This is a genomic window from Nocardioides sp. GY 10127, from assembly GCF_004919085.1.
Taxonomy (GTDB): domain Bacteria; phylum Actinomycetota; class Actinomycetes; order Propionibacteriales; family Nocardioidaceae; genus Nocardioides.
The window spans coordinates 1-24,957 of the sequence record NZ_STGL01000008.1; the positions used below are offsets into that span (position 1 = coordinate 1).

Here is a 24,957-nt window from a genome sequence, read left to right on the forward strand (position 1 = left end):
AAACTTGTCAGAATCATCGTCAAAGAAACCCACCCACCAACACAACCAACACCCACCCACAAAAGAGAGCAGACACCAGCCATGCCGACGAGAGGGGCATAAACAAACTAATTCGTCGACTATCAATGACACACTGTTGAGTTCTCAAGAATCACACGCACCAACCGCCTCGCGTTTCCGCTCCGCTGGCCGGGCAACCCGGAGAAACTTACGGATTCGTTTTCCGAGTGTCAACTCGGCGCGTTTTCCGTTTCTCCTGCCTCCGGACATGGCGAAACCCTCGTGTTCGAGACCGTGTCTCCGAGGTGTCTCACCGGGCGTCCGGCGGCGAGAGAGAACATTAGCCACGAGGGCGCCATGGCCCAAATCGACATCGGTCGGTCTCAGGTGGCCGGGTAAAGTCCCTGGTCAGAGGGTCGGGCGGGGTGCTGGGACCTCTCAGAGCGCCGGATCGACCAGACCGAGGTCGTCGGTGGACAGGGCCGGACCCACGTCCTTCAGCCTCACGCCGGACTCCCCCAGCTCGCGGGCTCCGAGCACGAGGGCGGTCAGCACCTGGGCCGCCCGCTCGTAGGAGAGGCCGTCGGGCGGGTGCACGTTGGAGATGCAGTTGCGCTCGGAGTCCCGGCGCCCCGGGCGGGGCCGGTGCGTCAGGTAGAGCCCGAGGCTGTCGGCGACGCTGAGGCCGGGTCGCTCCCCGATCACCACGACCACGGCGGTCGCCCCGAGGTGTGCACCCACGTGGTCGCCGAGACCCACCCGCGACTGCTCGGCGAGGACCAGCGGTGCGAGCGTGAGGCCCACCGCGGTGAGCGAGTCGACGAGGACGCGGGTGAGGGTCGCCCCGTGGTCGTCCTGGGCTCGCGCGGACAGCCCGTCGGCGAGGACGATGGCGACGTCGTAGCTGCCGGGCGCGGCCCCGGGGACGCCGTCCAGGGAGACGGGTCGCCGGCCGAGATCCGGCCGGCGCAGGTACTCGGCACGGTCCACGGCGGCGCTGTGGACCCGGTGGACGGGTAGCCCCAGCGGGGCGAGACCGGCCTCGAGGGCGTCCGCGTCCCACGGGAGGTGGACGGCGTCGCGCGCCACGGCGTGCGCGCTCCGCAGGGCGAGCACCTCCCGCGTGGGGAGCGCGTCGCCGGCCCTGCCCAGCCCGATCCGCGAGCGGGTGGACCCCCGCAGCGGTGCCCAGAAGTCGTCGGTGCCGGTCGCCGTGGCGACGCGGCCGCTCCCCTGCGCCGTCCCCTCGACGTCCCCCGGCCCGCTCATCGGCCACCCACCAGGGCCCGCAGGGGGCTCAACGCGGCATCGACGGGCGGCACGCGGCCGGCGTCCATGAGCCCCACCCGCTCCAACCACGCCTCGAACTCCGGCGCGGGCCGCAGGCCGAGCGTCTGGCGCATGGTGAGCGCGTCGTGGAAGGACAGGCTCTGGTAGCCGAGCATCACGTCGTCGGCGCCGGGCACGGTGATGACGAAGCCGACGCCGGCCGCCCCGAGCAGGGTGAGCAGGGTGTCCATGTCGTCGGCGTCGGCCTCGGCGTGGTTGGTGTAGCAGACGTCGACGCCCATGGGGAGGCCGAGCAGGCGTCCGCAGGCGTTGTCCTCGAGGCCGGCGCGGATGATCTGCTTGCCGTCGTACAGGTACTCGGGCCCGATGAAGCCGACCACCGTGTTGACCAGGAGCGGGTCGAAGGCGCGGGCGACCGCGTAGGCGCGGACCTCGAGGGTCTGCTGGTCGACGGGGTGGCCGTCGACGCCCAGGTGCGCGTCCGCGGAGAGCGCCGATCCCTGGCCGGTCTCGAAGTACATGCAGTTGGTGCCGACCGTTCCCCGGTCCAGCGAGAGCGCGGCCTGGTGGGCCTCGGCGAGCACGGCGAGGTCGACGCCGAATCCCCGGTTCGCCGCCTCGGTGCCCGCGACGGACTGGAAGACCAGGTCGACCGGGGCACCCGCCTCCATCAGCTCGATCGAGGTGGTGACGTGGGCCAGGACGCAGGACTGGGTGGGGATGTCGTAGCGGAGGCGGACGTCGTCGAGCAGCCGGAGCAGGTCGGCGGCCGCCTGCGGGGAGTCCGTGGCCGGGTTGATGCCGATGACCGCGTCCCCCGACCCCAGGAGCAGTCCGTCCAGGGTCGCGGCCGCCACCCCGCGGGGGTCGTCGGTCGGGTGGTTGGGCTGGAGCCGCGTCGACAGCCGGCCGGGGAGCCCGATGGTGGAGCGGAAGGCCGAGGTGACCCGCGTGGCCCGCGCGACCGAGATCAGGTCGGCGTTGCCCATCAGCTTGCTGGTCGCCGCGACCATCTCCGGGGTGAGGCCCGGCGCCAGCGCGGAGAGTCGCTCCCCCGCGTCCGGCAGCGTCACGGTCTCGAGCAGGTGGTCCCGCAGGCCCCCCACCGTGAGGTGGGAGACGGCGGAGAAGGCCGCGGCGTCGTGGGTGTCGAGGATGAGGCGGGTGACCTCGTCGGTCTCGTACGGGACGACGGGGGTGGTGAGAAATGTCGACAAGTCGAGGTCGGCCAGGACGGACTGGGCGGCGGCCCGCTCCGCGTCCGTCTCCGCGGCGCAGCCGGCGAGCTCGTCCCCGCTGCGTCGCGGCGAGGCCTTCGCCAGCACCTCCACGAGGTGCCGGAACGTGTAGGACCGCCCCGCCACGGTCGTGCTCCAGGTCGTCACGGGGACGAGGCTAGACCGCCCGGATCACGCCCGTGTTTCCGCAAGGGTGACGTCGTCCACTCTCGGGAGGCGGGACTCGCGGCCGAGAGCTCCTCAGAGCGCCGCGTCCGGGAAGGCGATCACGGACAGGAAGCGGATCGGCAGCTCCACCAGCTCCACCGGTCCGTGCGCGCCCTCGCCGTCCAGCTGGAGGGAGTCACCGGGGCTCATCCGGTAGACGGAACGGCCGTGGGCGTAGTCCATGACCCCCGAGAGCATGTAGATGAACTCGGTGCCCGGGTGCTGGAACATGGGGTAGGTCTCGGAGTTCTCCGTGAGCGTCACCAGGAGGGACTCCAGGCGCTTGTGCTCGCCCCGCAGCGAGCCGATCAGCTCGTAGAGGTGCCCCTCCTTCGAGCCGGCGCGCACGATGTTCGCGCCGGTGCCCGCCGCCACGTAGGACGCCGGGCGCTCGGACTCGGCCCCGCGCAGCAGCGTCGTCACCGGGACGTCCAGGCCCACCGCCAGCCGCGAGAGCGTCGCGAGGCTGCACGCCGTCTGCGCGTTCTCGATCTTGGAGAGCATCGCCTTGGAGATGCCCACCCGCTCCGCGGTCTCCCCCACCGACAGCCCGAGCTGCTGTCGCAGGACGCGGACGTTGCGGGCGATCGCCTCGACGAGCTCGAGCTCGTCGAGCGGCGTCGCGGGGTCGCGGTCGCGGGCGGTGCCGGCCCGGTTGCGGACCAGCTCCGGCACCGGCTGGTTCTGCTCGGTGGCCATGGGTGAACGATAGGAGACACCTGGTTGCCGCGCGGGCGAACCGCCGTGCAGCGGGCAGCCGTCCTCGGCGGGGTCCGTCACATGCCCCGTCACCAGCCCCGGCACAAGGCCCCTCACCCGCTCCGGCGATTCCGGGACACGCCGGAAGGGGCGGGGGCCGCCACGTGGCCCCCGCCCGTCCCGCAGGTCCGGCTGCTCGCTCAGCGCATCTCCCCCGCGCCCTTGTAGGGGAACGGGCTGCGCAGCAGGTCGCCCTCGGCGAACCGGGAGAACCGGAAGTCGGTCTCCGGGATGCGCGGGTCGGAGCTGACGCCGTCGACCACCAGGTCGGCGATCAGCCGGCCCACCGCCGGGGAGATCTTGAAGCCGTGCCCGGAGAAGCCGGCAGCCACGACCAGCCCCTCCTGCGGCATGCGCGAGATCACCGGGTTCCAGTCCGGCGTCACGTCGTAGCAACCGGCGTAGCCACCCGCGATCGAGGCGTTCTCCAGCCCCGGGAAGCGGGTGCCGATCTTCTCCACCGCGATGTCGAGGATCTCCTCGGTGGGGCGGTTGGAGTACTCGTCGGGGTCGGCGTCGCTCAGCTGCTGGAGGTCGGAGTTGCCGAACAGGATGTCCCCGCCGACCTCCGGCCGCACGTACTGGAGCGAGACCAGGTCGGAGAACACCGGCACCGCGCCGAGCTCCAGGCCCGGCGCCACCATGACGATCTCCTCGCGGTGCACCCGGATGGGCAGGTCGATGCCCAGCGGCGCCAGGAAGGGCCGGGACCAGACGCCGGTGGCCACGACCACGGTCCCCGCGGACACCCGGGACCCGTCGCTGGTGACGACACCGGTCACCCGGTCGCCGTCCGTGACGAGGCCGGCGACCTCCACGCCCTGCCTGACCACCGCCCCGTGCGCGCGGGCCGCGGCCGCGAAGGCCTGCGCGGTCTGGTAGGCGTCCCCGTAGCCGCCGCGCTTCTCGTAACCGAAGGCGGCGAACGGCTCCAGGTCGGCGTGCGGCCACATCGCGGCCACCTCGGAGGCGCCGATCTCCACGGTGTCGACCCCGACCGCCTGCTGCGCGGCCAGGCTGGCCCGCAGCGGGTCGACGTTGGGCTCGCCCACGCCGACGACGTAGCCGGTCTGGCGGAAGCCGATGTCGACGCCGAAGATCTCCTGGCCCTGCTCGAGGACCTCGAGGCTGTCGGCCGCCATCGCGGCGAGGGAGGAGACGCCGTAGTGGCAGCGGACGATGCCGGAGGACTTGCCGGTCATGCCCGAGGCGACGGTCCCCTTCTCGAGGACGAGCACGTCGACCCCGCGCGAGGCGAGCTGCCAGGCCGCGGAGCAGCCCTCGAGCCCGCCACCCACGATGACGACCTCGGCGGAGGTGGGCAGGTCGGCCACGTCAGTACCCCGTCACCGGCGCGCCGGGGATCCACTCCGTGCCGGCGAGCGGCACCCGCGCCATCGCGGCCGACTCGACCGTGAGGGCCACGAGGTCCTCCGGCTCGAGGTGCGTGACGTGCGCCTTGCCGCAAGCCCGCGCGATCGTCTGCGCCTCGAGCGTCAGCACCCGCAGGTAGTTGGCGAGGCGTCGCCCGCCCTCGACCGGGTCCAGGTTCTTCTCCAGCTCGGGGTCCTGGGTGTTGATGCCCGCGGGGTCCCGGCCGTCCTGGAAGTCGTCGAAGAAGCCGGCGGCGGAGCCGATCTTGGCGTACTCGGCCTCGAACTTCGGGGAGTTGTCACCGAGGGCGATGAGCGCAGCGGTGCCGATCGCCACGGCGTCGGCACCCAGGGCGAGCGCCTTGGCGACGTCCGCGCCCGTGCGGATGCCGCCGGAGACGATCAGCTGGACGCCGTCCGGGCGACGGTGCACGCCGAGCTCCTGCAGCGCGCGGACCGCCGGGGCGATCGCCGCGAGCGTCGGGATGCCCACGTGCTCGATGAAGACCTCCTGCGTGGCGGCGGTGCCGCCCTGCATGCCGTCGAGCACCACGACGTCGGCGCCGGAGTGCACCGCGAGCTTCACGTCGTAGTAGGGCCGCGAGGCGCCGACCTTGACGTAGATCGGCTTCTCCCAGTCGGTGATCTCGCGGATCTCGTTGATCTTGATCGTGAGGTCGTCCGGGCCCGTCCAGTCGGGGTGCCGGCAGGCCGAGCGCTGGTCGATGCCCGCGGGCAGCGTCCGCATCCCGGCCACCCGGTCGGAGATCTTCTGGCCGAGCAGCATCCCGCCGCCGCCGGGCTTGGCGCCCTGGCCGAGGACGATCTCGATGGCGTCGGCCTTGCGCAGGTCGTCCGGGTTCATCCCGTAGCGGCTCGGCAGGTACTGGTAGACGAGGTGCTTGGACTGGCCGCGCTCCTCGGGCGTCATGCCGCCGTCACCGGTGGTGGTGGACGTGCCGACCTCGGAGGCGCCGCGGCCCAGGGCGTCCTTGGCGTGCCCGGAGAGCGCCCCGAAGGACATGCCGGCGATCGTGACCGGGATGTCGAGGTGCAGCGGGTACTTGGCGTTGCGCGCGCCCAGGACGACGTCGGTGCCGCACTTCTCCCGGTAGCCCTCCAGCGGGTAGCGGCTCATGGAGGCGCCCAGGAAGAGCAGGTCGTCGAAGTGCGGGACGGCGCGCTTGGCGCCCCAGCCGCGGATGTCGTAGAGGCCGGTCTCGGCGGCGTTGTCGATGGCGGCGATGGCCGCGCGGTCGAACGTGGCCGACTCGCGCAGGGCCCAGCTGTGCGGGGTGCTCATGTGTCTCTCGTGCTCCTGCTCGGGCGGCTCAGTAGGCCGAGACGTTGTCGGAGTGGAAGTGGTAGAGGCTGCGCGCCGACCCGTAACGGGTGTAGCTCGCCGGGTCGTCGTCGTAGCCGGCGGCCTTGAGCAGGCCGGCCAGCTCCTCGAGGTGCTCGGGGCGCATCTCCTTGGCGACGCAGTCGGCGCCGAGGCTCGCGACCTCGCCCCGCACGTAGAGGCGGGCCTCGTAGAGGGAGTCCCCGAGGCCGTGGCCCGCGTTCCCTCGCACCACCATGCGCCCGGCCTGGGCCATGAACGCGGAGTTGTGCCCGACGTTGCCGCCGACCACGACGTCCGCGCCCTTGAGGCTGATGCCGCAGCGCGCGGAGGCGTCCCCGTGGACGACGAGCAGCCCGCCGTGCGCGGTGGCGGCCGCCGACTGGGAGGCGTTGCCGGTGACGACGACGGTGCCGCTCATCATGTTCTCGGCCACGCCGGTGCCGGCGTTGCCCTCGACGAGGATCTCCGCCTGCTGGTTCATGCCGGCGGCGTAGTAGCCGACGTGGCCGCTCACCGTGATCTTGACCGGCGCGTTCACGCCGACGGCGACGTTGTGCGCCCCGGCCGGCCCGGTGATGAGGAACTCACCGGACAGGCCGGGGGCGTGCAGGGCGGAGTTGACCTCGCGCAGCGGCACCTGCGCGAGGTCGAACGTGGTGACGGTGCTGCTGCTGCTGGTGGTGGTGCTCAGCGTGTCCATGCGTAGACGACCTCCGGCTCGGGCTCCCAGATGCGGGCGGACTCGACTCCGGGCAGGCCCGCGAGCGCCCGGTACTCGCTGGCCATGGCGACCCAGTCGTCGGTCTCGGCGATGACGGCCGGCTTGCACGCGATCGCGTCGCGCAGCACCGCGAAGGAGTCGCGGTTGCTGACGAGCAGCGTGTAGAAGCCGTCCAGGGTGGTGCAGAGCTCCTTGAGCGCGGTCTCGACGTCGCGGCCCTCGGCCAGCTGCTGGGCGACGAAGCGCGCGCCGACCTCGGTGTCGTTCTGCGAGTCGAAGGCGACGCCCCGGCGGACCAGCTCGCGGCGGACGGTGGCGTGGTTGGAGAAGGAGCCGTTGTGCACCATGCACTGGCCCGGGCCGACGGCGTAGGGGTGGGCGCCCGAGGCGTCCACCGCGGACTCCGTGGCCATGCGCGTGTGCCCCACGCCCTGCCAGCCCTGGGCCTGCGCCAGGCTCCAGCCGTCGGCGAGGTCGCGGGGGTGGCCGACGCCCTTGAGGACGGCGAGGTCGGCACCGAAGCCCGCGACCAGTGCGTCCGGCGCGGCCGCCCGGCAGGCGGCGAGCAGGGAGTCCTCGTCCGTGGCCTCGGCGGAGACGAGCAGCGTCTCCCCCACGGCCAGGACGTCGGCCGGGGCGCCGAGCGCGGCGCTCACCGCGGCGGCGAGGGCCGGCGCGTCCGAGCCGGTCTCGAGCAGGCTGACGGTGGTCCGGCCGGGCGGGGACATCCGCGGGTCGCCGTAGACGGCGACGCCGGCGGAGTCCGCGCCGCGGTCCTGCATCTCGCAGAGCATGGTGGTGAGCAGCTCGCCGAGGCGAGGCTGCAGGTCAGGGTTGCGGAGGTGCAACCCCACGATGCCGCACATGCGCGGCTCCTCTCGTTCGAGGGTGGGCGGGGTCAGGGGTGGTCGGTGGCGGGGTGGTGGGTGCTACCGGTGGTGGCGGCTCAGTAGGCGCTGAGGTAGCGCTCGGTCTCCCAGGGCGTGACCTGGGAGTGCCAGGAGAAGAACTCCTCGCGCTTGGCCTCGGCGAAGTAGGCCGCGACGCGGTGGCCCTCGCCGTGCGTCAGGGCGGCGCCGTCCAGCGCCCCCTGGACGACCGGGTCGGCCTCGAGCGCCTCGACGGCGTGCAGCAGGGTCCGCGGGAGCGGGGCACGCTCGGCGCCGTTGTCGCCGCCGACGGTGCCCGGGTCCAGGTCGCGCTCGAGGCCGTCGAGGCCGGCGCCCAGCGCGGCGGCGATCGCGAGGTAGGGGTTGGCCGAGCCGTCCCCGCCCCGCAGCTCGATCCGGTGGCCGTCCGGGATGCGGATGAAGTGGGTGCGGTCGTTCCCACCGTAGGTGGGGAAGCGGGGAGCCCACGAGGCGCCGGAGGTGGTGGAGACCGCGCCGGTGCGCTTGTAGGAGTTCACGCTGGGCCCGAGGACGGCCTGCAGCGCGGAGGCGTGCTCGAGGATGCCCGCGGTGAACGCGTAGGCGGTGTCGCTGAGACCGAGCCCGCGCGGGTCGTCGGCGGACGGGAAGGCCGAGGCGCCGTCCTTCCACAGGGACAGGTGCAGGTGCAGGCCCGAGCCGGTGCGGTCCGCGAACGGCTTCGGCATGAAGGTCGCGAGCATCCCGCGCTCCTCGGCCATCATGGTGATCAGGTAGCGCAGCGTGACGACCCGGTCGGCGGTGGTGAGCGCGTCGGCGTACGCGAAGTTCTGCTCGAACTGGCCGTTGCCGTCCTCGTGGTCGTTGGCGTAGTTCTCCCAGCCCAGCGAGTTCATCGCGGTCGAGACGGACGCCAGGTGGTCGAACATCCGGGTCACGCCGCGGGCGTCGTAGCAGGGGCGGGCCGCCACGTCGCCCGGGTCGGCGGTGACCAGCGTCCCGTCCTCGGTGCGCCGCAGGAGGAAGTACTCGACCTCGGCCCCGACGAAGGCGTCCAGGCCCTGCGTCGAGGAGAGCCGGGCCAGCATCGACTTGAGGATCACGCGCGGGGCGTAGGGCCAGGGCTTGCCGTCGACGTGCGGGTCGCAGTGGACGATCGCGAGCCCCTCCTTGAGGAAGGGGACGGGCGTGAAGGACGACGGGTCCGGGATCGCCATCAGGTCGGGGTCCTTGGGCTCCTGGCCCATGGAGCCCACCGCGTAGCCGGCGAAGCCGACGCCCTCGGTGGCGAGCGCGTCGACGGCCTCGACCGGCACGAGCTTGGCGCACGGCTTGCCGTCGAGGTCGACGAACAGCGCCAGGATGAACCTCGTCCCGGTCTGCTCGGCGAGGGTCGCGAGGTCGGTGGTGCCCGTCTCCGGGGCGCCCGTCGCGGTCATCGGCTCTCCTTCAGAGTGTCTACCGTCGTGAATCACTGTCTACGGATAGTAGACAGGTGCGATGTGTCCGGCGCGTTAAACAGGGGTCACTTTTGGACGCCGGGTCCGCCGGCCCCGGCGGGAGCGGCCCGAAGCGGCCCGAAGCAGCCCGGGAAGCGCCACCGCCCCCTCCCGGTGCCGGGAGGGGGCGGTGGCGGTGGTGCGCCGGCCGTGCGTGACGGACGGCCAGGGGTGCAGGGCGTCGGGTCAGTAGACGCGGGGCTCGCCCTCGACGGCGGGGCCCTTCTCGATCGGCTCGTGCTTCAGCATCGCGACGTAGGCGTGCTTCTCGTGCCGGATCATCACCGCGAGGAAGGCGACGAACAGGGCGAACGCGACGATCGAGAACAGGACCGGCCAGATGGTGCCGGCACCGGTGAAGACCACGCCCGAGGCGTCGTCCCAGGAGTCGATCGGGCTCATGCGGTGACCTCCGTGTCGGACTTGAGGATGGTGACGGGGATGCCCTCGGGGTAGGGCGTGGCCGGGACCTCGGAGAGGTCGAGGCCGGCGAGCTCGACGGCGGCCGGGATGCGCAGCATCTTGGCCTTCTTCAGGGCCAGGGAGAGGACGTAGCCGGGGAGGAAGCCGAGCAGGGCGAGGACGACGAAGCCGCCGATCTGGCCGAGCGGGTTGATGTCCGGGTAGCCGGCCACGTTCGGGTAGCCCCACAGGACGAAGCCCGAGACCACGATGCCGAAGGCGGCGCAGCCACCGTGGACCGCGACCGCGCCCACGACGTCGTCGATGCCGAACTTCTCGATCGCCTTGCCGAAGTAGGGGATCAGGAGACCGCCGGCGACGGCGATGATGAAGGCGAGGGCCGGGTGGTAGAGGTCCATGCCGGGGGCCACCGAGATGACGCCGGCCAGGCCGCCCGAGATCGTCCAGAAGGGCTCACCCTTCGAGGAGACGTAGGCGCCCAGGATGCCGCCGGCCAGGCCCATGAGGGTGCTGAAGGCGACCGCGGAGAGCGTCGTCTGGTTGCCGAAGATCGAGAAGTAGCCGGTGTTCGTGTAGACGACGCAGCCCATGAGGAAGCCGAAGAAGCCGACGAAGATCAGCATCAGGCCCAGCATGGTCAGCGGCAGGTTGTGCGGCGGGATGGTGATGGCCTTGCCGTCGACGAAGCGGCCGATGCGGGGGCCGAGGTTGATCAGCACGCCCAGGGTGAACGCGCCGGCGATCAGGTGGACGCAGCCGGCGGCGCCGAAGTCGTGCCAGCCCCACTCGGTGAGCAGCCAGCCGGAGCCGTGCCAGGCCCACGCGGCACCGATGATCCAGACGACGGAGCCGAGCACCGTGGTGAGGATGAGGAACGCGCTGGTGCGGATGCGCTCGAGCACCGCACCGGAGAGGATCGAGCCGGTGGTGGCGGCGAAGAGGGCGAAGGCGCCCCAGAAGATGCCGGTCACCGAGGAGTTGTTCGGCCCCATGTCGTCGCTCCAGGGCAGAGCGGCGGTCGCGGTGTCGATGGCACCGACGGGGAACTGGTAGAACGCGTTGTAGAACCACCAGCCGAAGAAGAAGAAGGTCGCGCAGACGACCGAGAAGGTCAGCAGGTTCTTCATGGCCGCGGCGAGCACGTTCTTCGACCGCGACGCACCGACCTCGTAGGCGAGGAAGCCGGCGTGGATGCAGATCATCAGGGCGATCGACACCCAGTAGAAGAGGTCGGTGATGACCGCTTCCATGGATGCAAGTGTGTCCTCGGGGGTCACAGGGTCCTCCTGGGGCAGGTTTACGAGAGTGAACGTAGTTTCATCAAGGGAAACCGGGCGTGGGTTGCCGAGGTCGAACGACTCTGTGACGACCACATGACGGCGACCCACCCCGCGTGACGGCTCCGTTGCCGGGATGAAGACGCGTCAGGGACCCTTGCGGCGGACCGCAGGGAACCCGACAGGTGCCGCTCAGCCGGCGGCGCGCAGCCAGGCCGCGGCCCGGTCGCGGAACTTCGCGATGCCCTTGTAGTCGGCCATGTCCTGGGGCAGCTCGGCGAGGACGTCGGCGGCGCGGACACGCCAGTCCTCGACCCGCGCGACCTCCTCGAGGGGCAGCATGTAGGTGCGGATCAGGAACATGATCGCGCCGGACTCGGGCAGCCGGACGAGGTGCTGGACCTCGACCCGGAGGTGGACGAGCGCCCCGAAGGCGGTGTCGTCGAGCAGCTGGACGCTCTCCCGGTCGGGGCCCCACTCGTCGTAGAGCTCGGTGGAGACGTCCAGGCGGCGGCCGATGGTGAGCGTCCAGTTCGTGCGGCGGTAGACCTCGCCGGGCTGGAGCCGGACGAGGAACTGCTGGGCCCGGGTGATGACGCCCTCGGCGTGCAGCCGCGGCACCGGCCCGTGGATCTCCAGGAAGCTCATCCCCACGTCGAAGCCGAACGACCAGTCGGCGGCGAACGTCACGACGCCGGCGTCGCCGTAGAGCACGCCGTCGCGCTGGTCCATGAGCACGACGTCCTCCTGGACCTGGGAGCAGATCCAGCCCAGCGGCTCCCCGGGCAGGGTGTCCTCGACCCCGTAGGTGAACTCCTGCTCGAGACCCAGCAGGCCGTTGCGCCAGCGGTAGCGCGGGCGGGCACCGGCCTCGACGAGGGTGAGCTCCATGTCGTCCGGGTACGCGGCCGCGAGCTCGCGCATGAGGCCGAGCATCGCGTCCCAGCAGGCCACGCGCATGTGCGGGAGCACGGCGTAGCGGGAGGGGTCCCGGGCCAGGACCTGCTCGCGCTGGGCCAGCTCCTCGCGGTACTCCACGTCGACGTCCACCACCACCTCGCCCCACTGGCCCGCGGGCGTCAGCACGGCGCCCCGGGCCGGCTCCACGTTGGTGGAGTAGCGGTAGGTCGGGTTCGGGAAGGGGAACGGGAAGCCCGCCACCAGCGCGGCCCGACGCTCCTCGTCGACGGTGGTGAGCGGCAGGCCGTCCGTGGTGAGGCCGGTGGGGGCCAGGAAGGCCGTGGGCGCGGTGGGCGTGGCGGTCACAGGATCACCTCGAGGTGGGCGGGTCGGTCGTCGGTAGGCTCGGCGCGGGAGACACAGGCCATGAGGCAGTCCCCCGCGGCCTTGTCCTCGTCGGTCAGGTACAGGTCGCGGTGCAGGACGGGCCCGCTGCCCGGCCCGACGCCGACCCGGCACTCCCCGCACACCCCCTGGCGGCACAGGTTGGCGACCTCGTGGCCCGCCTCCTCCAGCGCCTCCAGCAGGCTCACCCCGGCGGGCACGGCGAGCTCCTCGCCGTCCACGCTCACGGTGAAGGGCTCCCCGGGGTCGAGGTCGGCGGTGCCGAACGCCTCGGCGTGCAGGCGCCCCGCGGGCCAGCCGGCGTCGGCGGCCTCGAGGTGGACGAGGTCCATGAACCCGGTCGGCCCGCAGGTGTAGAGGTGCGTGCCGAGGGGCTGGTCGCGCAGGCGCTCGCGCAGCAGGGCGGTGAAGGCGGCCCGGTCGTGCAGGACGGTCACGGACTCCCCCGCCAGCGCGGCGAGGTCCTCGACGTGCGCGCCCAGGCCCTCGCGACACAGGTAGAGCAGCTCGGCCTCGGCACCCCAGCGCGCGTGCGAGCGCAGGTGCGAGAGCAGGGGCGTGATGCCGATGCCGGCGCCCACCAGCAGGTGCCGGGAGGCGTGCCGGACCGGGGCGAACAGGCTGCGGGGCGGGTGCGCCTCGACCTTGTCGCCGACCTCGAGGGCGTGCACCCAGGCCGAGCCGCCGGCGGCGCCCGTGGCCGGGTCGCAGCGCAGGACCGAGACCCGGTACTCCAGCGGCTCCACGTTCTCGCCGGTGAGCGAGTAGGCGTTGGCCAGCGCCCGCGGGCGGCCGTCGCCGGCGGGGACGTCGAGCACGAGGTGCGCGCCGGGCGGGTAGGACGGCAGCGGGGCGCCGTCCGTGGCGGCGAGCGCGAGGCCCCGGACGCCGGGGACGAGCTCGGTCACCTCGGTCACGACGAGGCTGATCCGCGCCGGGCTCATCGGGCGGCCCCGCTCGGCTCGGGCAGCTGCTCGGCGTCCACCTGGAAGCCGAGGTGCGCGCCGCTGCGACGGGACACGTGCGGGTAGACCAGCAGGCTCCGGGAGCACCCGGGGCAGGCGACGACCCCCTCGAGGTCGACCTCGGCCGAGGCGGTCGCGGCGCAGTGCACGCACCACACGTCGCGGACGGCGACCGAGGTGACGCCCACGGTCAGCTCCTCCTCGGTGAGGCCGGCGCGCAGGGCGGCGGCCCTCACGGCGAGGCAGTCGCGCGCCGAGCCGGCGACGAGCACCCGGTGCCCGACGCGGGCGTCCTGGAGGTCGGCTGCCAGCGCGCGCAGCGCCTCCTCGGCGTCCGCGCAGACGTGCGGCAGGACCCGCACCGGCGGCGCCGCCGCGAGCACCGCGCACCAGTCGGCGACGACGGCCGCGGCGGCCGGGTCCGGGCCCACCTGGAGGACCGTGTGGACCAGGCCGGCGGTGTCGGGCTCCTCCACCACCGGCTCGCGCGTCCAGACGGGGACGCTGGTGTAGGCGGGCGGGGCGGGGCTCACGCGGGGACCTCCTGGCCGTGGGTGGGGTGGGTGTCGTGGGTGGGGCGGGCGCGGTCCGGCTCGGTCAGCCACGCCATGGCGGGCTCCCGGTAGTCGAGGAAGCCCTTGTAGGCCGCGAGGTCGTCGGGCAGCTCGAGGACCACGGCCGCCAGCTGGCGCCGCCAGGCCGGGATCTGCCGGACCTCCTCGAGGGAGGTCATGTGGGTGCGGATGTTGAAGGTGACGGCGCCCGTCATCGGCAGGCGGACGAAGTGCTCGACCTCGATCCGCAGCTGGAGACGTCCCCAGTCCTGGTCGCGCACCAGCCGCGGGATGTCGGCGCCCCACTCGGGGAGCTCCTCGAGGCTCACGTCGAGCCGGCGCGAGCCGGAGGCGGACAGCGTCCAGTTCACCCGCCGGTAGACCTGGTCGACCGGCAGCCGGCGCAGGAACTGCTCGGCCCGCGACGTCACGCCCTCCCGGGTCAGCCGCGGGACGGGGTTGTGGATCTCGGTCATGGTCATGCCGACGTCGAAGGCGACCGACCAGGCAGCCGCGAAGGTGACGAGGCCCGCGTCGAAGCAGAGGTGCCCGTCACGCTCCTTCACGAGCAGCAGGTCGTCGGGGATCTCGCGACCCAGGAACGTCAGGGGGTCGTACGGCAGCGTGGAGGCGTCGCCCACGACGAAGCGCTGGTCGGTGCCCAGCGCGTGGTTGCGCCAGTGGAAGGCGTCCCCGTCCTCGGTCAGCTCCATCACGTGCGGGTACGAGATCGCCAGGTCGCGCAGGTAGTAGACGAGCAGGTCCCAGCACGCCGGGCCCATGCCGGGCATGAGCCGGGTGCGGTGCGGGTCGACGTCCAGGATGCGCCGGCGCTCGGCCATGATCGCGCCGTACTCCTCCCCGCCGAGGTCGACGATGTGGGCGCCCCAGCTCCCGGCGGCCGTGCGCCGGACCACGCGGGCCGGCTCGACGTTGACGGAGTAGCGGAACGCGTCCAGGTCGTCGGGGAACGGCCAGGGCAGGCGCGCGGTGTGACCGCGGACGGGGAAGGCGGGCTCGACCCGCTGCGCAGCCGTGCTCATCAGACCTCCACCTCGATCACGGCGCCCTCGTGGGCGCCCCGGGACACGCAGCTCAGCATCCGGTCGCCCGCCGCCCGCTCGCCGTCGGAGAGGACGAGGTCCCGGTGCTCGACCTCGCCGGCACGCACCGGCACCACGCACTCGCCGCAGACGCCCTGGCGGCACAGGTTGGCCACCGGGCGACCGTGCGCCAGCAGCGCCTCGAGCAGGCTCGTGCCCGGCGCGACGCCCAGCCGCTCCCCGTCCGCGAGGACGGCGGTGAAGGCCACCCCCGGGTCCAGCTCGGGCGCGGAGAACCGCTCCAGGTGGACGCGGGAGGCCGGCCAGCAGGCCCGCTCGGCGGCCTCGACGTAGGCGTCGAGGAAGGCCGGCGGCCCGCAGGCGTAGGCATGGCTCCCCAGCGGCTGGTCGGCCAGGCGCTCGGCCAGGAGGGCGGCGGTCGCGGCGGCGCCGGAGACCTCGCGCAGGGTGATCGCGGGGTGCTCGGCGAGCGAGCGCAGCTCCTCCAGGTGCGCGGCCCGGCCGGGCCGGTAGGAGTAGACGACCTCGGCCGTCCCGCCCCACCGTGCCACCGCGCGGGCGTGGGAGAGCACCGGCGTGATGCCGATGCCGGCGGCCAGGAGCAGGGTGTGCCGCTGGTCGTGGCGGGGTGCGAAGGAGGATCGCGGCCCCTCGACCTCCACCTCGTCCCCCACGCACAGGGCGTGGACGCGGGCGGAGCCGCCCGTCCCGCCGTCCTCGGCCCGCTTCAGCAGCACCGAGATCTCGTAGGTGCGCGGGAGGAACCCGTCGCCGGTGAGCGAGTACGCGTTGCGGACGTCGGGGCCCACCGCGAGCACCAGGTGCGCGCCCGGCTCGTGCGGGGCCAGCGGCGCGCCGTCGGGGTCGACCAGGGTCAGGTGCCGGACGTCGGGAGCGGCCTCGTCCACGGCCGAGACGCGCAGCCGACGGGTGGCGGTGCGGTAGCCGGCGTGCAGGTGGGCGGGGTAGCGCTCGAGCGCGGGCTCGTCGGTCGCGGCGCTCACGCCAGCTCCCGGGCCCGGGCGTCGGAGGCGAGGAACGCCCCCAGGGCGGCGGAGTGGTGCGGATGCACGTCCAGCTCCCGGGCGCACCCGGGGCAGGTGGTGGTCCCGCCGGGCTCGGCCGTCATGGCGTGGACGGCCCGGCAGTGGGCGCAGAACACCGGCAGCGGGACCGGCCCGTCGTGGGCGTCCACCGCGAAGCTGCGCAGCTCCTCGGGGCAGGCCCCCTGGGCCCGGCAGACCGCGAGCGCGACGAGGACGTCGTGCCGGCCGCCCGCGACCATCACCCGGGCTCCGGTGCGCAGCTCGCCCAGCGCGCGGACGAGCAGGTCGCGCCCGGCCCCGACGGGGCCGTCGGGCAGGGCCAGCAGGCGGGTCGGGGCGACCCGGGTCGCGGCCGCGCTCCAGTAGGCACCCACCGCCTCGGCGCGGGGGTCGGCCCCGCAGACGGCGACCAGGTAGCCCGTGGCCCGGGGGTCGACGGGCTCGGGCTCGGCCGGCCAGACCGGCAGGCCGAGCGGCTGCTCGACGGGCTTCTCGCCGGGCTGCTCGCCCAGGCGCCCGTCGGGCGCCGGCGTCGCCGGCGCGGCGTCCACCATCGTCATGACGGCCGGGGCCCGCTCAGAGCAGGGTGCCGTCGCGGTCGCCGACGTAGAACGCCAGCGCGTACGAGGGGGTGGAGAAGGCGATCCGCGAGCCCTTGGGGAAGAAGATCGCGTCCTTCTCGCGGGCCACCATCGTCTGGCCGGTGTCGACGTTGACGAGGGTGAACTCGCCCTGCAGGACGACCTTCATCTCGTCGTAGCCGTAGTCGTAGACCAGCGGCTCGTCCGTGTGGTGCAGCTCGAAGTAGCCGCTGCACATCGTGCTGCCCTCGGGGTTCTGGTAGACGTCGCCGATGTAGCCCTCGGCGTCCGGGTGCTCCTCCATGCGGGGCAGGCCCTGCCACGCGTCCGGCGTGACGCGGAACGGGGTGGTGGTACCTGCGGTCGCCTCGGCGGACATGGCTGCTCCTCGTCGTCGGCCCCCCGGTGGGGGCGGTGCTGGGACGACGTCCATGCAATCCACGCCACGTTTCGCGGGCGCCCGCGCCGTGTAAACGTTACATCACGGAAGACAGCGTTTCCTGTGGTGAAACAGCCTCGGTCAGCCGAGCTCGCCGGCCACGGCCCCCTCGAACTGGCTGCGGTAGAGCCGTGCGTAGGCGCCGTCCGCGGCCACGAGCTCGTCGTGCGTGCCCTGCTCCACGATGTCGCCGTGCTCCATCACGAGGATGAGGTCGGCGTCGCGGATGGTGGAGAGCCGGTGCGCGATGACGAACGACGTCCGGTCGGCCCGCAGCGCCGCCATGGCGTGCTGGAGCAGCAGCTCCGTGCGGGTGTCGACCGACGAGGTCGCCTCGTCGAGGATCAGCAGGGCGGGGTCGGTGAGGAACGCCCGCGCGATGGTGACGAGCTGGCGCTCACCGGCCGAGAGGCTCCCACCGTTCTCGGAGACCACCGTGTCGTAGCCGTCCGGCAGCGAGTGGACGAACCGGTCCACGAACGTGGCCCGCGCCGCCTCGAGCACCTGCTCCTCGGTCGCGCCCGGGCGGCCGTAGGCGATGTTGTCCCGGATGGTCCCCTCGAAGAGCCACGTGTCCTGCAGGACCATGCCGATGCGCGAGCGGAGCTCGCGGCGCGGCACCGCCGCCACGTCCACGCCGTCGAGCGTGATCCGCCCGGCGTCGAGGTCGTAGAAGCGCATGACGAGGTTGACCAGGGTCGTCTTGCCGGCGCCGGTCGGGCCCACGATGGCGACGGTCTGCCCGGGGCGGGCCACCAGCGACAGGTCGCGGACGAGCTCGCGGTCGGCCTCGTAGGAGAACCGGACGTGCTCGAAGCGCACCTCGCCGTGGGTGTCCTCCCGCCCGGGCAGGGACGTGGTGGTCAGGTCGGCGGTCTGCTCCTCGGCGTCCAGGAGCTCGAAGACCCGCTCGGCGGACGCGACCCCCGACTGGAGCAGGTTCGCCATGGAGGCGACCGTGGTGAGCGGCTGGGAGAACTGCCGCGTGTACTGGATGAACGCCTGGACGTCGCCCAGGGTGAGCGCGCCCGAGGAGACCCGCAGGGCACCGAGGACGGCCACCGCGACGTAGTTGAGGTTGCCGACGAACATCATCGTCGGCATCACCATGCCGCTGATGAACTGCGCCTTGAAGGAGACCCGGTAGAGGTCCTCGTTGAGCTCGCCGAAGCGCTCCTCCACCTCGGCGGTGCGCCCGAAGACCTTGACCAGCGCCTGGCCGGAGAAGGCCTCCTCGACGTGGCCGTTCAGCTCGCCGGTGCGCCGCCACTGGGCGGTGAACTGGGTGCGCGAGCGACTCATGATGAGGCGGGTCAGCACCAGCGAGACCGGCACGGAGACGAACGCGACCAGCGCCAGCAGCGGGCTGATCCACACCATCATCGCGAGCACGGCCAGCAGCATGAGCAGCGACTGGAGCAGCTGGCTCATCGTCTGCTGGAGCGTGGTGGAGACGTTGTCGATGTCGTTGGTGACGCGGCTGAGGATCTCGCCGCGGGCCGAGCGGTCGACGTAGGAGAGCGGGAGCCGGTGCAGCTTCTCCTCGACGTCCGCGCGCAGGGCCCGGATGGTCCGCTGGACCACGCCGTTGAGCACGAAGCCCGCGAGCCACGAGAGCACGGCGCCCGAGACGTAGACCACGAGGACGAGGACGAGCCAGTGGCCGACGGCGTCGAAGTCCACGCCCTCGCCGGGCACGACCCCCTGCGCCTGCACCGCGGCGGGCAGCTCGTCGACGGGCGTGCCCGCCGGGTACAGCTTGCCGAGCAGGCCGCGGAAGACGAGGTCGGTGGCGTGCCCCAGGAGCCGCGGCCCCACGGACATGAGCGCCACGGACGCCGCCACGAGCACGAGGACGCCGATCGCGGCGGTGCGCTCGGGGCGCATCCGCGCCACCAGCCGCTTGGCGGACGGCCCGAAGGACTCCGCCTTGCCGCCGACGGCCATGCCGCCCGCGTGCGGCGGACCGGGCATCGGGCCGCGCTGGCCGCCCTGCGGGCCGAGCCGCTCGGTGGCCTTCGCGGAGCCGTTGCCCGCCGGCCGAGGACCGGTGGGGTGCGTGCCGCTCATGCCGCCTCCTCCGCGCCCCGCTGGGAGGCGACGATCTCCTGGTAGGTCTCGCAGGTGCCGAGCAGCTCGGCATGGGTGCCCGACCCGACCACCCGGCCGTCCTCCAGGACGACGATGGTGTCGGCGTCGCGGATCGTGGAGACCCGCTGGGCCACGACCACGACGGTCGCGTCGGTGGTCACCGGCTTGAGCGCCGCCCGCAGCCGGGCGTCCGTCGCCAGGTCGAGGGCGGAGAACGAGTCGTCGAAGAGGTAGACCGCCGGGCGGCGGACCACGGCCCGCGCGATGGCCAGCCGCTGCCGCTGGCCCCCGGAGAAGTCCGTGCCGCCCTGGGTGACCGGAGCGTCCAGGCCCTCCGGGAGCGCGGCCACGAAGTCCTTGGCCTGCGCGACCTCGAGGGCCGCCCACATCTCCTCCTCGGTGGCGTCCGGCTTGCCGTGCGCGAGGTTGGAGCGCACCGTGCCGGAGAAGAGGTAGGCCTGCTGCGGGACGAGCCCGAGGTCGGCCCAGAGCGCCTCCGGCTCGAGGTCGCGGACGTCGACGCCGCCGACCCGCACCGTGCCGCCGGTGGCGTCGAAGAGCCGCGGGACGAGGTTGACCAGCGTGGTCTTGCCGGCGCCGGTGGAGCCGATGACGGCGATGGTCTCGCCGGGGCGGCCCTCCAGGCTGACCTCGTGCAGGACCGGCGACTCGGCGCCGGGGTAGGAGAACGTGACGGCCTCCAGCGAGAGGTGGCCGCGCCGCAGCGGGTCGGGCGTGCGGGGCTCGGCCGGCGGGCGGACCGACGACTCGGTGTCGAGCACCTCGGCGATGCGCTCGCCGCAGACGGCCGAGCGCGGCACCTGCATCATGAAGAACGTCGCCATCATGACGCTCATGAGGATCTGCATGAGGTAGGACAGGAAGGCCGTGAGGGCGCCGACCTGGGTCTCCCCCGCGTCCACGCGGAGCCCGCCGAACCAGATCACGGCGACGCTGGAGACGTTGACGACGATCATCGCGAGCGGGAACAGCGCGGCCATCCAGCGGCCCGCGCGGATCGCGACCTCGGTGAGGGCGTCGTTGGCCTCCGCGAAGCGCTCCACCTCGCGGGGCTCCCGGACGAACGCCCGGACCACGCGGATGCCGCTGATCTGCTCGCGCAGCACCCGGTTGACCTCGTCGATCCGCGACTGCATGGCCCGGAAGCTCGGCACCATCCGCGACACGACGAACCCGACCGAGGCGAACAGCGCGGGCACGACCACGACGAGGATCCAGCCGAGGCCGAGGTCCTCCCGCAGGGCCATGAGGATGCCGCCGATCATCATGATCGGGCTGGCGATCGCGACGGTCGCGCCCATCACGACGAGCATCTGGACCTGCTGGACGTCGTTGGTGGTGCGGGTGAGCAGCGAGGGCGCCCCGAACCGGGAGACCTCCTGGGCCGAGAAGGACTGGACCCGGGCGAACAGCGCCCGGCGCAGGTCGCGACCCAGGCTCATCGCCGTGCGCGCCCCCAGGTAGGACGCCCCGAGGCTGGCGACGATCTGGCCGATCGAGACGGCGAGCATGAGGCCGCCGAGACGCCAGATGGTGGCCTGGTCGCCCAGCACGATGCCCTCGTCGATGATCCGGGCGTTGAGGCTGGGCAGGTACAGCATGGCGAGCACGCCGCCCAGCTGCAGGACGGCGACGCCGACCAGCGGGCCGCGGTACGGCGCGAGCCGCTCGCGGAGCAGTCTCACGAGCATCAGGGGGTCTCCTCGGTGGGGGGCTGGGTGGAGGGATGGCTGGGGGGCTGGGTGGCGGTGGTGCGGGGTGCGGGGCTCCCCGCCGGCGCGAGCGCGGCGGGCGACCCGGGCGGCGCGAGCAGCCCGTGCAGCAGGGTGTCGACCACCTGCTCGGGGGTGAGCAGGCGACCGTCGGCGATCTGGGCGTGGCTGCCGGCGAACAGCAGGAGCCGGAAGCGGTGGACGAGGTCCTCGACCGGGACGGTCAGCTGCTCGGCGTCCGGGGTGACGAGGTCGGCGAGCATGCCGTCGAGCCGGGCCCGCCAGGCGTCCGCCCGCTCCCCGTCGTGCAGGCCGCGCGGCGGCCCGACCATGCCCACCTTCTGCATGAGGAAGAACGTGGCGCGCCAGCGCTGCTGCAGGACGGAGCCCGCCTGGACGAGCCGGTCGTGCAGCGGGAGGCCGGGGTCGATCTCGGCGATGCGCTCCGGCAGGGCGCCGGGCTCGAACGCCTTGGCGATGGCGAGGTCGACGAGCTCCTCCTTGGAGTCGACGACCCGGAAGATGGTCCCCTCGGCCACGCCGGCCGCCTCGGCGATCTGCCGGGTGGTGACGGCGCGGCCGTGCTCGCGCAGGAGGTGCAGGGTGGCGCTCACGAGAGCGGCCTTGCGCTCCTCGGGCGCCATCGGTCGCGCGCGGCGCCTCACGGTGTCGTTCACGGGGAGGACGTTAGATGAGTGAGCACTCACTCAGCCAGTCATTTCCCGGCCGGACCTTCGAGTGAGTGGCGGCTCACTCGCGCGGAGGCGGGGCGGGGGCGGGGGCCGGGCTCAGGGGGCGAGGCGCTCCGTGCGCCACCCGGAGGGCGCGGCGTCGTCGCGGCGGTAGACGAGCCGGTCGTGCAGGCGGGAGGGGCGGCCCTGCCAGAACTCGACCGTCTGGGGCCGGACGAGGTAGCCGCCCCAGGTGGCCGGCGGCGGGACGTCCTCGCCCTCGAACCGGCGCTCGGCCTCGGCGTAGGAGGCCTCCAGCTCGGCGCGGTCGGCGACCACGGAGGACTGGCGCGAGGCGTGCGCGCCCAGCTGCGAGCCCCGCGGCCGGACGGCGAAGTAGTCCTCCACCTCGGGGCGCGGCAGCGGCTCCGCGACCCCCTCGACACGGACGTTGCGCTCGAGGTCGTGCCACGGGAAGAGGAGCGCGACGGCGGGGTTCTCGGCCAGCTCCGCCCCCTTGCGCGAGGCGTGGTTGGTGAAGAAGACGAGCCCCTCGGGGCGGCGCTCCTTGAGCAGCACCGTGCGGGCTGACGGCCGGCCGGCCGCGTCCACCGTGGCGACGACCATCGCGTTGGGCTCGCCGAGGCCGGCCTCGAGGGCGTCGGCGAACCAGCGGTCGAAGAGGTCGAGCGGGTCCGCGAGCAGCTCGGACTCGTCGAGGCCGCGGGCGGCGTAGTCGTGGCGCAGGGAGCGGAGGTCGGGGTGCTGCTCGGTCACGGTTCCACGCTAGCCCCGCGGGGCGCCCCGGGCACGCCCGGCCGCCGGGGGTGGGCAGCGCGCCGCCGCGTCCGTACCGTGGACGGGCTGTGGCGCGCGTCTCGTCCTGCAAGGATGCCGGGCACGTCCCTGCGCCCCGCGAGGAGCCGCGCCGCGACGCACCGCCGCCCACGACGAAGGAGTCAGCCATGTCCACTGCCGCCACCCCGCAGGTCATGCACGGTCTGGAGGGGGTCGTCGCCTTCGAGACCCAGATCGCCGAGCCGGACAAGGAGGGGTCGGCGCTGCGCTACCGCGGCGTCGACATCGAGGACCTGGTCGGCCGCGTGCCCTTCGAGCACATCTGGGGCCTCCTGGTGGACGGCTCGTTCACGCCCGGCCTCCCGCCCGCCGAGGCGGCCACGCTGCCGGTGCACACCGGTGACGTCCGCGTCGACGTCCAGGCCGCCATCGCCATGCTCGCCCCGCAGCTCGGCCTCGGCCAGACCTACGACATCTCCCCCGCCCAGACCCGCGAGGACCTCGCCCGGGCCGCGGTCATGGTGCTCTCCTACGCCGGCCAGTCGGCCCGCGGCGTCGGGCTGCCGGTGGTGCCCCAGCACGTGGTGGACGAGGGCTCGACCCTGGCCGAGAAGTTCCTCCTGCGCTGGCGCGGCGAGGTGGACCCCAAGCACGCCCACGCCATCGACGCCTACTGGTCCTCGGCGGCCGAGCACGGCATGAACGCCTCGACCTTCACCGCGCGCGTCATCACCTCCACCGGCGCGGACGTGGCCGCGGCCCTCTCCGGCGCGGTCGGGGCCATGAGCGGGCCGCTGCACGGCGGCGCGCCCTCTCGCGTGCTCGGGATGATCGCGGACGTCGAGGAGCGCGGCGACGCCCGGGCCTACGTCAAGGACCTGCTCGACAAGGGCGAGCGGCTGATGGGCTTCGGCCACCGCGTCTACCGGGCCGAGGACCCGCGCGCCCGCGTCCTGCGCCGCACCGCGCGCGAGCTCGGCGCCCCGCGCTACGAGGTCGCCCAGGCGCTGGAGCAGGCCGCGCTGGCCGAGCTGCGCGAGCGCCGGCCCGACCGCGTCCTGGAGACCAACGTCGAGTTCTGGGCGGCCATCGTCCTGGACTTCGCCCAGGTGCCGGCCCCGATGTTCACGTCGATGTTCACCTGCGCCCGGACCGGGGGCTGGTCGGCGCACATCCTGGAGCAGCGGACGACCGGGCGCCTCGTCCGGCCGTCCGCCGTCTACACCGGACCGGCCGCCCGCGGCCCCGAGAGCGTGGAGGGCTGGGACGCGTCCTGGGGTGAGTGAGCACTCACTCAGGTGACTCGCGCCTTCTCGGCGACACGCAGAACGGCCCCGGTCGCCGTCCGGCTCGTGCCGGTCGGCGGCCGGGGCCGCTCGCGTCGCAGGGCGCCGTGGGGCGCCGTCAGCCCTTCTGCTTCGCCTCCCGGGCGTCGGCGGCGGAGCCGATGCGTTTGACGAAGAAGCTCGTGTTGCCGCGCGCGCCCTTCCAGGAGAGCGACACGTGCACGTGGTCGAGGTGGCGCAGGGTCGGCGAGCAGGCCTTGAGCGGCTTCTTCGCGGGGCAGGCGGAGTTCCGGTAGGGCCGGGGCTCGAAGCCGGAGTACGCCGAGTAGATCTCGTCGTCCCAGATCACGTACATGACGCCCATGCGCCGGGCCAGGGCGTCGGTGTTGCCCCGGGCGTCCTTGCGGAAGAGGGTGCGCAGGAAGCGCTTGGCCTTGCGGGCGCCGGAGGTGGTGCGGCTGTCGACCATCCAGTCGAAGGCGCGGCCCTCCTGGTGCTCGGAGTAGACGTCCTTGTCCCGCTTGCAGTCGCGCGAGATGCCGCCGGCGACGCCGCCGAAGTGCCGGACCGTCCAGGCCTCCAGGAAGACGGTGCCCCGCTTGGCGGCGGGCTTGCACTCGTCGGCGCCGTCGTAGCTCGCGTACCCCTCGATCGGGGTGGCCGAGGCCGGGGCGGCGAGCCCGGCGCCGAGCGCGAGGGCGAGCACCAGCGCGAGCAGCAGGCTGCGGGTGGTGCGACGGACGGGGTGGTGCATGGGGTTCCTCCCGAGAACGGTGTCGGTCGGCCCGCAACCGGACCAGACCAGTACCTGACAAGGCTAGGAACCGCGTCGGGTTCGCGTGCCCGATTCTGAGGAGAAGCGGCCCGCGTCCCGTGAAGATGCCGTGAGCCGGGAACCCGCTTGCGCCCGCGCGCCCGGTGGTAGCCGGGGTGGTGGCCGGGTGGTGGCCGGGTGGTGGCCGGACGGCGCGGGGCGGCTCAGCCGAGCAGCGACCCGCCCTCGGCCCGCCCCTCCGGCGGCGCCGGGACCGGTTGGCTGAGGGTGAGAAGGTCGAACCGCCACACGCCCGCGTCCCCCTGCTCGAGGACGCCGACCAGCCGGGCCGGCACCCGCTCGACCAGCCCCTCCGGGTAGGCCTGCAGGACGTCGACCTCGGCGGCGAACCACACCGCACCGGTGCGCCCCCGCGCCTGCGCCGCCAGCACCTCCCACGCCAGCGACCACGGCTCCTCGAAGACCTCCTCGAGGAACGCCCGGAGCTCCTCGCGCCCGGACGCCTCCTCGCCACCGGCGTCGCCCAGGACGACGGCCCGCTCGGTGAAGCAGTCCAGCGCGCCGTCCACGTGCTTGGCCGCGGTGGCCCGCGAGAGCCGACGGACCGCCTCCCGGACACGCCGCACGGCCGCCCCCTCGGGGCTCGAG

At 73.3% G+C, this 24,957-nt stretch carries 24 protein-coding genes; 1 reads left to right on the top strand and 23 read right to left on the bottom strand.

The window, feature by feature from the left end; genetic code table 11:
* Nucleotides 1–438: 438 nt before the first annotated feature.
* The 21 genes from eutC to pdxH form a co-directional block, all read right to left on the bottom strand.
* Nucleotides 439–1,269, bottom strand: coding sequence for an ethanolamine ammonia-lyase subunit EutC (gene eutC, locus E8D37_RS14735; RefSeq protein ID WP_136570575.1), 831 nt, complete (start codon nucleotides 1,267–1,269; stop codon nucleotides 439–441).
* Complete coding sequence (locus E8D37_RS14740) at nucleotides 1,266–2,675, bottom strand: ethanolamine ammonia-lyase subunit EutB (protein ID WP_136570576.1); 1,410 nt, start codon at nucleotides 2,673–2,675, stop codon at nucleotides 1,266–1,268. The genes eutC and E8D37_RS14740 overlap by 4 nt, the downstream gene beginning before the upstream one ends.
* Nucleotides 2,676–2,768: 93 nt before the next feature.
* Entirely contained in the window at nucleotides 2,769–3,434 is a 666-nt protein-coding gene (locus tag E8D37_RS14745; protein ID WP_136570577.1) for an XRE family transcriptional regulator, read from the bottom strand.
* Nucleotides 3,435–3,634: 200 nt separating this feature from the next.
* Entirely contained in the window at nucleotides 3,635–4,828 is a 1,194-nt protein-coding gene (locus E8D37_RS14750; protein ID WP_240770472.1) for an FAD-binding oxidoreductase, read from the bottom strand.
* 1 nt (nucleotide 4,829) lies between these two features.
* The gene (locus E8D37_RS14755; protein ID WP_136570578.1) at nucleotides 4,830–6,170 is read right to left on the bottom strand and encodes an FMN-binding glutamate synthase family protein; all 1,341 of its coding nucleotides are present in this window, start codon (nucleotides 6,168–6,170) and stop codon (nucleotides 4,830–4,832) included.
* 28 nt (nucleotides 6,171–6,198) lie between these two features.
* Nucleotides 6,199–6,912 carry a protein glxC gene (locus E8D37_RS14760; protein WP_136570579.1) on the bottom strand — a complete coding sequence of 238 codons (714 nt, stop codon included), beginning with the start codon at nucleotides 6,910–6,912 and terminating at the stop codon, nucleotides 6,199–6,201.
* Nucleotides 6,900–7,799 (bottom strand): glutamine amidotransferase, encoded by a 900-nt coding sequence (locus tag E8D37_RS14765; protein WP_136570580.1) that lies wholly within the window; start codon nucleotides 7,797–7,799, stop codon nucleotides 6,900–6,902. The genes E8D37_RS14760 and E8D37_RS14765 overlap by 13 nt, the downstream gene beginning before the upstream one ends.
* Before the next feature lie 80 nt (nucleotides 7,800–7,879).
* Nucleotides 7,880–9,241 (bottom strand): type III glutamate--ammonia ligase, encoded by a 1,362-nt coding sequence (gene glnT, locus E8D37_RS14770; protein WP_136570581.1) that lies wholly within the window; start codon nucleotides 9,239–9,241, stop codon nucleotides 7,880–7,882.
* A gap of 246 nt (nucleotides 9,242–9,487) precedes the next feature.
* Nucleotides 9,488–9,703, bottom strand: a complete 216-nt coding sequence (locus E8D37_RS14775) for a hypothetical protein (RefSeq protein WP_136570582.1) — start codon at nucleotides 9,701–9,703, stop codon at nucleotides 9,488–9,490.
* Entirely contained in the window at nucleotides 9,700–10,974 is a 1,275-nt protein-coding gene (locus tag E8D37_RS14780) for an ammonium transporter (protein WP_136570583.1), read from the bottom strand. The genes E8D37_RS14775 and E8D37_RS14780 overlap by 4 nt, the downstream gene beginning before the upstream one ends.
* Nucleotides 10,975–11,193: 219 nt before the next feature.
* Nucleotides 11,194–12,267 carry a DUF3445 domain-containing protein gene (locus E8D37_RS14785; RefSeq protein ID WP_240770473.1) on the bottom strand — a complete coding sequence of 358 codons (1,074 nt, stop codon included), beginning with the start codon at nucleotides 12,265–12,267 and terminating at the stop codon, nucleotides 11,194–11,196.
* Nucleotides 12,264–13,250, bottom strand: a complete 987-nt coding sequence (locus tag E8D37_RS14790) for a PDR/VanB family oxidoreductase (protein ID WP_136570584.1) — start codon at nucleotides 13,248–13,250, stop codon at nucleotides 12,264–12,266. Before E8D37_RS14790 ends, E8D37_RS14785 begins: the two co-directional genes overlap by 4 nt.
* A complete protein-coding gene (locus E8D37_RS14795) occupies nucleotides 13,247–13,804 on the bottom strand; it encodes a dimethylamine monooxygenase subunit DmmA family protein (RefSeq protein WP_206055770.1) in 558 nt (185 codons plus the stop codon). The genes E8D37_RS14790 and E8D37_RS14795 overlap by 4 nt, the downstream gene beginning before the upstream one ends.
* Complete coding sequence (locus E8D37_RS14800) at nucleotides 13,801–14,868, bottom strand: DUF3445 domain-containing protein (RefSeq protein WP_136570585.1); 1,068 nt, start codon at nucleotides 14,866–14,868, stop codon at nucleotides 13,801–13,803. The genes E8D37_RS14795 and E8D37_RS14800 overlap by 4 nt, the downstream gene beginning before the upstream one ends.
* The gene (locus tag E8D37_RS14805; RefSeq protein WP_136570586.1) at nucleotides 14,868–15,893 is read right to left on the bottom strand and encodes a PDR/VanB family oxidoreductase; all 1,026 of its coding nucleotides are present in this window, start codon (nucleotides 15,891–15,893) and stop codon (nucleotides 14,868–14,870) included. The genes E8D37_RS14800 and E8D37_RS14805 overlap by 1 nt, the downstream gene beginning before the upstream one ends.
* On the bottom strand, nucleotides 15,890–16,495 hold the full coding sequence (locus E8D37_RS14810) for a dimethylamine monooxygenase subunit DmmA family protein (protein ID WP_136570587.1): 606 nt from the start codon (nucleotides 16,493–16,495) through the stop codon (nucleotides 15,890–15,892). Before E8D37_RS14810 ends, E8D37_RS14805 begins: the two co-directional genes overlap by 4 nt.
* A 16-nt stretch (nucleotides 16,496–16,511) precedes the next feature.
* Nucleotides 16,512–16,895 carry an ethanolamine utilization protein gene (locus tag E8D37_RS14815; RefSeq protein ID WP_136570588.1) on the bottom strand — a complete coding sequence of 128 codons (384 nt, stop codon included), beginning with the start codon at nucleotides 16,893–16,895 and terminating at the stop codon, nucleotides 16,512–16,514.
* A 141-nt stretch (nucleotides 16,896–17,036) separates the two neighbouring features.
* On the bottom strand, nucleotides 17,037–18,929 hold the full coding sequence (locus tag E8D37_RS14820) for an ABC transporter ATP-binding protein (RefSeq protein WP_240770508.1): 1,893 nt from the start codon (nucleotides 18,927–18,929) through the stop codon (nucleotides 17,037–17,039).
* 92 nt (nucleotides 18,930–19,021) lie between these two features.
* Nucleotides 19,022–20,758 (bottom strand): ABC transporter ATP-binding protein, encoded by a 1,737-nt coding sequence (locus E8D37_RS14825; protein ID WP_136570590.1) that lies wholly within the window; start codon nucleotides 20,756–20,758, stop codon nucleotides 19,022–19,024.
* Nucleotides 20,758–21,456, bottom strand: coding sequence for a TetR/AcrR family transcriptional regulator (locus E8D37_RS14830; protein ID WP_136570591.1), 699 nt, complete (start codon nucleotides 21,454–21,456; stop codon nucleotides 20,758–20,760). Before E8D37_RS14830 ends, E8D37_RS14825 begins: the two co-directional genes overlap by 1 nt.
* A 111-nt stretch (nucleotides 21,457–21,567) precedes the next feature.
* Complete coding sequence (gene pdxH / locus E8D37_RS14835) at nucleotides 21,568–22,227, bottom strand: pyridoxamine 5'-phosphate oxidase (protein WP_206055771.1); 660 nt, start codon at nucleotides 22,225–22,227, stop codon at nucleotides 21,568–21,570.
* A 188-nt stretch (nucleotides 22,228–22,415) separates the two neighbouring features.
* Between pdxH and E8D37_RS14840 the strand changes: the two genes are divergently transcribed.
* Nucleotides 22,416–23,534, top strand: a complete 1,119-nt coding sequence (locus E8D37_RS14840) for a citrate synthase 2 (RefSeq protein ID WP_206055772.1) — start codon at nucleotides 22,416–22,418, stop codon at nucleotides 23,532–23,534.
* A 118-nt stretch (nucleotides 23,535–23,652) separates the two neighbouring features.
* On the opposite strand, the gene E8D37_RS14845 is transcribed toward E8D37_RS14840, so the two are convergent.
* Together E8D37_RS14845 and E8D37_RS14850 are read right to left on the bottom strand one after the other, a co-directional pair.
* Nucleotides 23,653–24,288, bottom strand: a complete 636-nt coding sequence (locus E8D37_RS14845) for a hypothetical protein (protein WP_136570592.1) — start codon at nucleotides 24,286–24,288, stop codon at nucleotides 23,653–23,655.
* A 224-nt stretch (nucleotides 24,289–24,512) separates the two neighbouring features.
* Nucleotides 24,513–24,935, bottom strand: coding sequence for a nuclear transport factor 2 family protein (locus E8D37_RS14850; RefSeq protein ID WP_168929771.1), 423 nt, complete (start codon nucleotides 24,933–24,935; stop codon nucleotides 24,513–24,515).
* Between the last annotated feature and the right edge of the window lie 22 nt (nucleotides 24,936–24,957).

Bases quoted from the DNA above. Each gene is read 5' to 3' on its own strand.
- eutC (WP_136570575.1), bottom strand. From the start codon at position 1,269: ATGAGCGGGCCGGGGGACGTCGAGGGGACGGCGCAGGGGAGCGGCCGC.
- E8D37_RS14745 (WP_136570577.1), bottom strand. From the start codon at position 3,434: ATGGCCACCGAGCAGAACCAGCCGGTGCCGGAGCTGGTCCGCAACCGG.
- E8D37_RS14755 (WP_136570578.1), bottom strand. From the start codon at position 6,170: ATGAGCACCCCGCACAGCTGGGCCCTGCGCGAGTCGGCCACGTTCGAC.
- E8D37_RS14760 (WP_136570579.1), bottom strand. From the start codon at position 6,912: ATGGACACGCTGAGCACCACCACCAGCAGCAGCAGCACCGTCACCACG.
- E8D37_RS14765 (WP_136570580.1), bottom strand. From the start codon at position 7,799: ATGTGCGGCATCGTGGGGTTGCACCTCCGCAACCCTGACCTGCAGCCT.
- glnT (WP_136570581.1), bottom strand. From the start codon at position 9,241: ATGACCGCGACGGGCGCCCCGGAGACGGGCACCACCGACCTCGCGACC.
- E8D37_RS14775 (WP_136570582.1), bottom strand. From the start codon at position 9,703: ATGAGCCCGATCGACTCCTGGGACGACGCCTCGGGCGTGGTCTTCACC.
- E8D37_RS14780 (WP_136570583.1), bottom strand. From the start codon at position 10,974: ATGGAAGCGGTCATCACCGACCTCTTCTACTGGGTGTCGATCGCCCTG.
- E8D37_RS14790 (WP_136570584.1), bottom strand. From the start codon at position 13,250: ATGAGCCCGGCGCGGATCAGCCTCGTCGTGACCGAGGTGACCGAGCTC.
- E8D37_RS14800 (WP_136570585.1), bottom strand. From the start codon at position 14,868: ATGAGCACGGCTGCGCAGCGGGTCGAGCCCGCCTTCCCCGTCCGCGGT.
- E8D37_RS14810 (WP_136570587.1), bottom strand. From the start codon at position 16,495: ATGACGATGGTGGACGCCGCGCCGGCGACGCCGGCGCCCGACGGGCGC.
- E8D37_RS14815 (WP_136570588.1), bottom strand. From the start codon at position 16,895: ATGTCCGCCGAGGCGACCGCAGGTACCACCACCCCGTTCCGCGTCACG.
- E8D37_RS14820 (WP_240770508.1), bottom strand. From the start codon at position 18,929: ATGCCCGGTCCGCCGCACGCGGGCGGCATGGCCGTCGGCGGCAAGGCG.
- E8D37_RS14825 (WP_136570590.1), bottom strand. From the start codon at position 20,758: ATGCTCGTGAGACTGCTCCGCGAGCGGCTCGCGCCGTACCGCGGCCCG.
- E8D37_RS14840 (WP_206055772.1), top strand. From the start codon at position 22,416: ATGTCCACTGCCGCCACCCCGCAGGTCATGCACGGTCTGGAGGGGGTC.
- E8D37_RS14845 (WP_136570592.1), bottom strand. From the start codon at position 24,288: ATGCACCACCCCGTCCGTCGCACCACCCGCAGCCTGCTGCTCGCGCTG.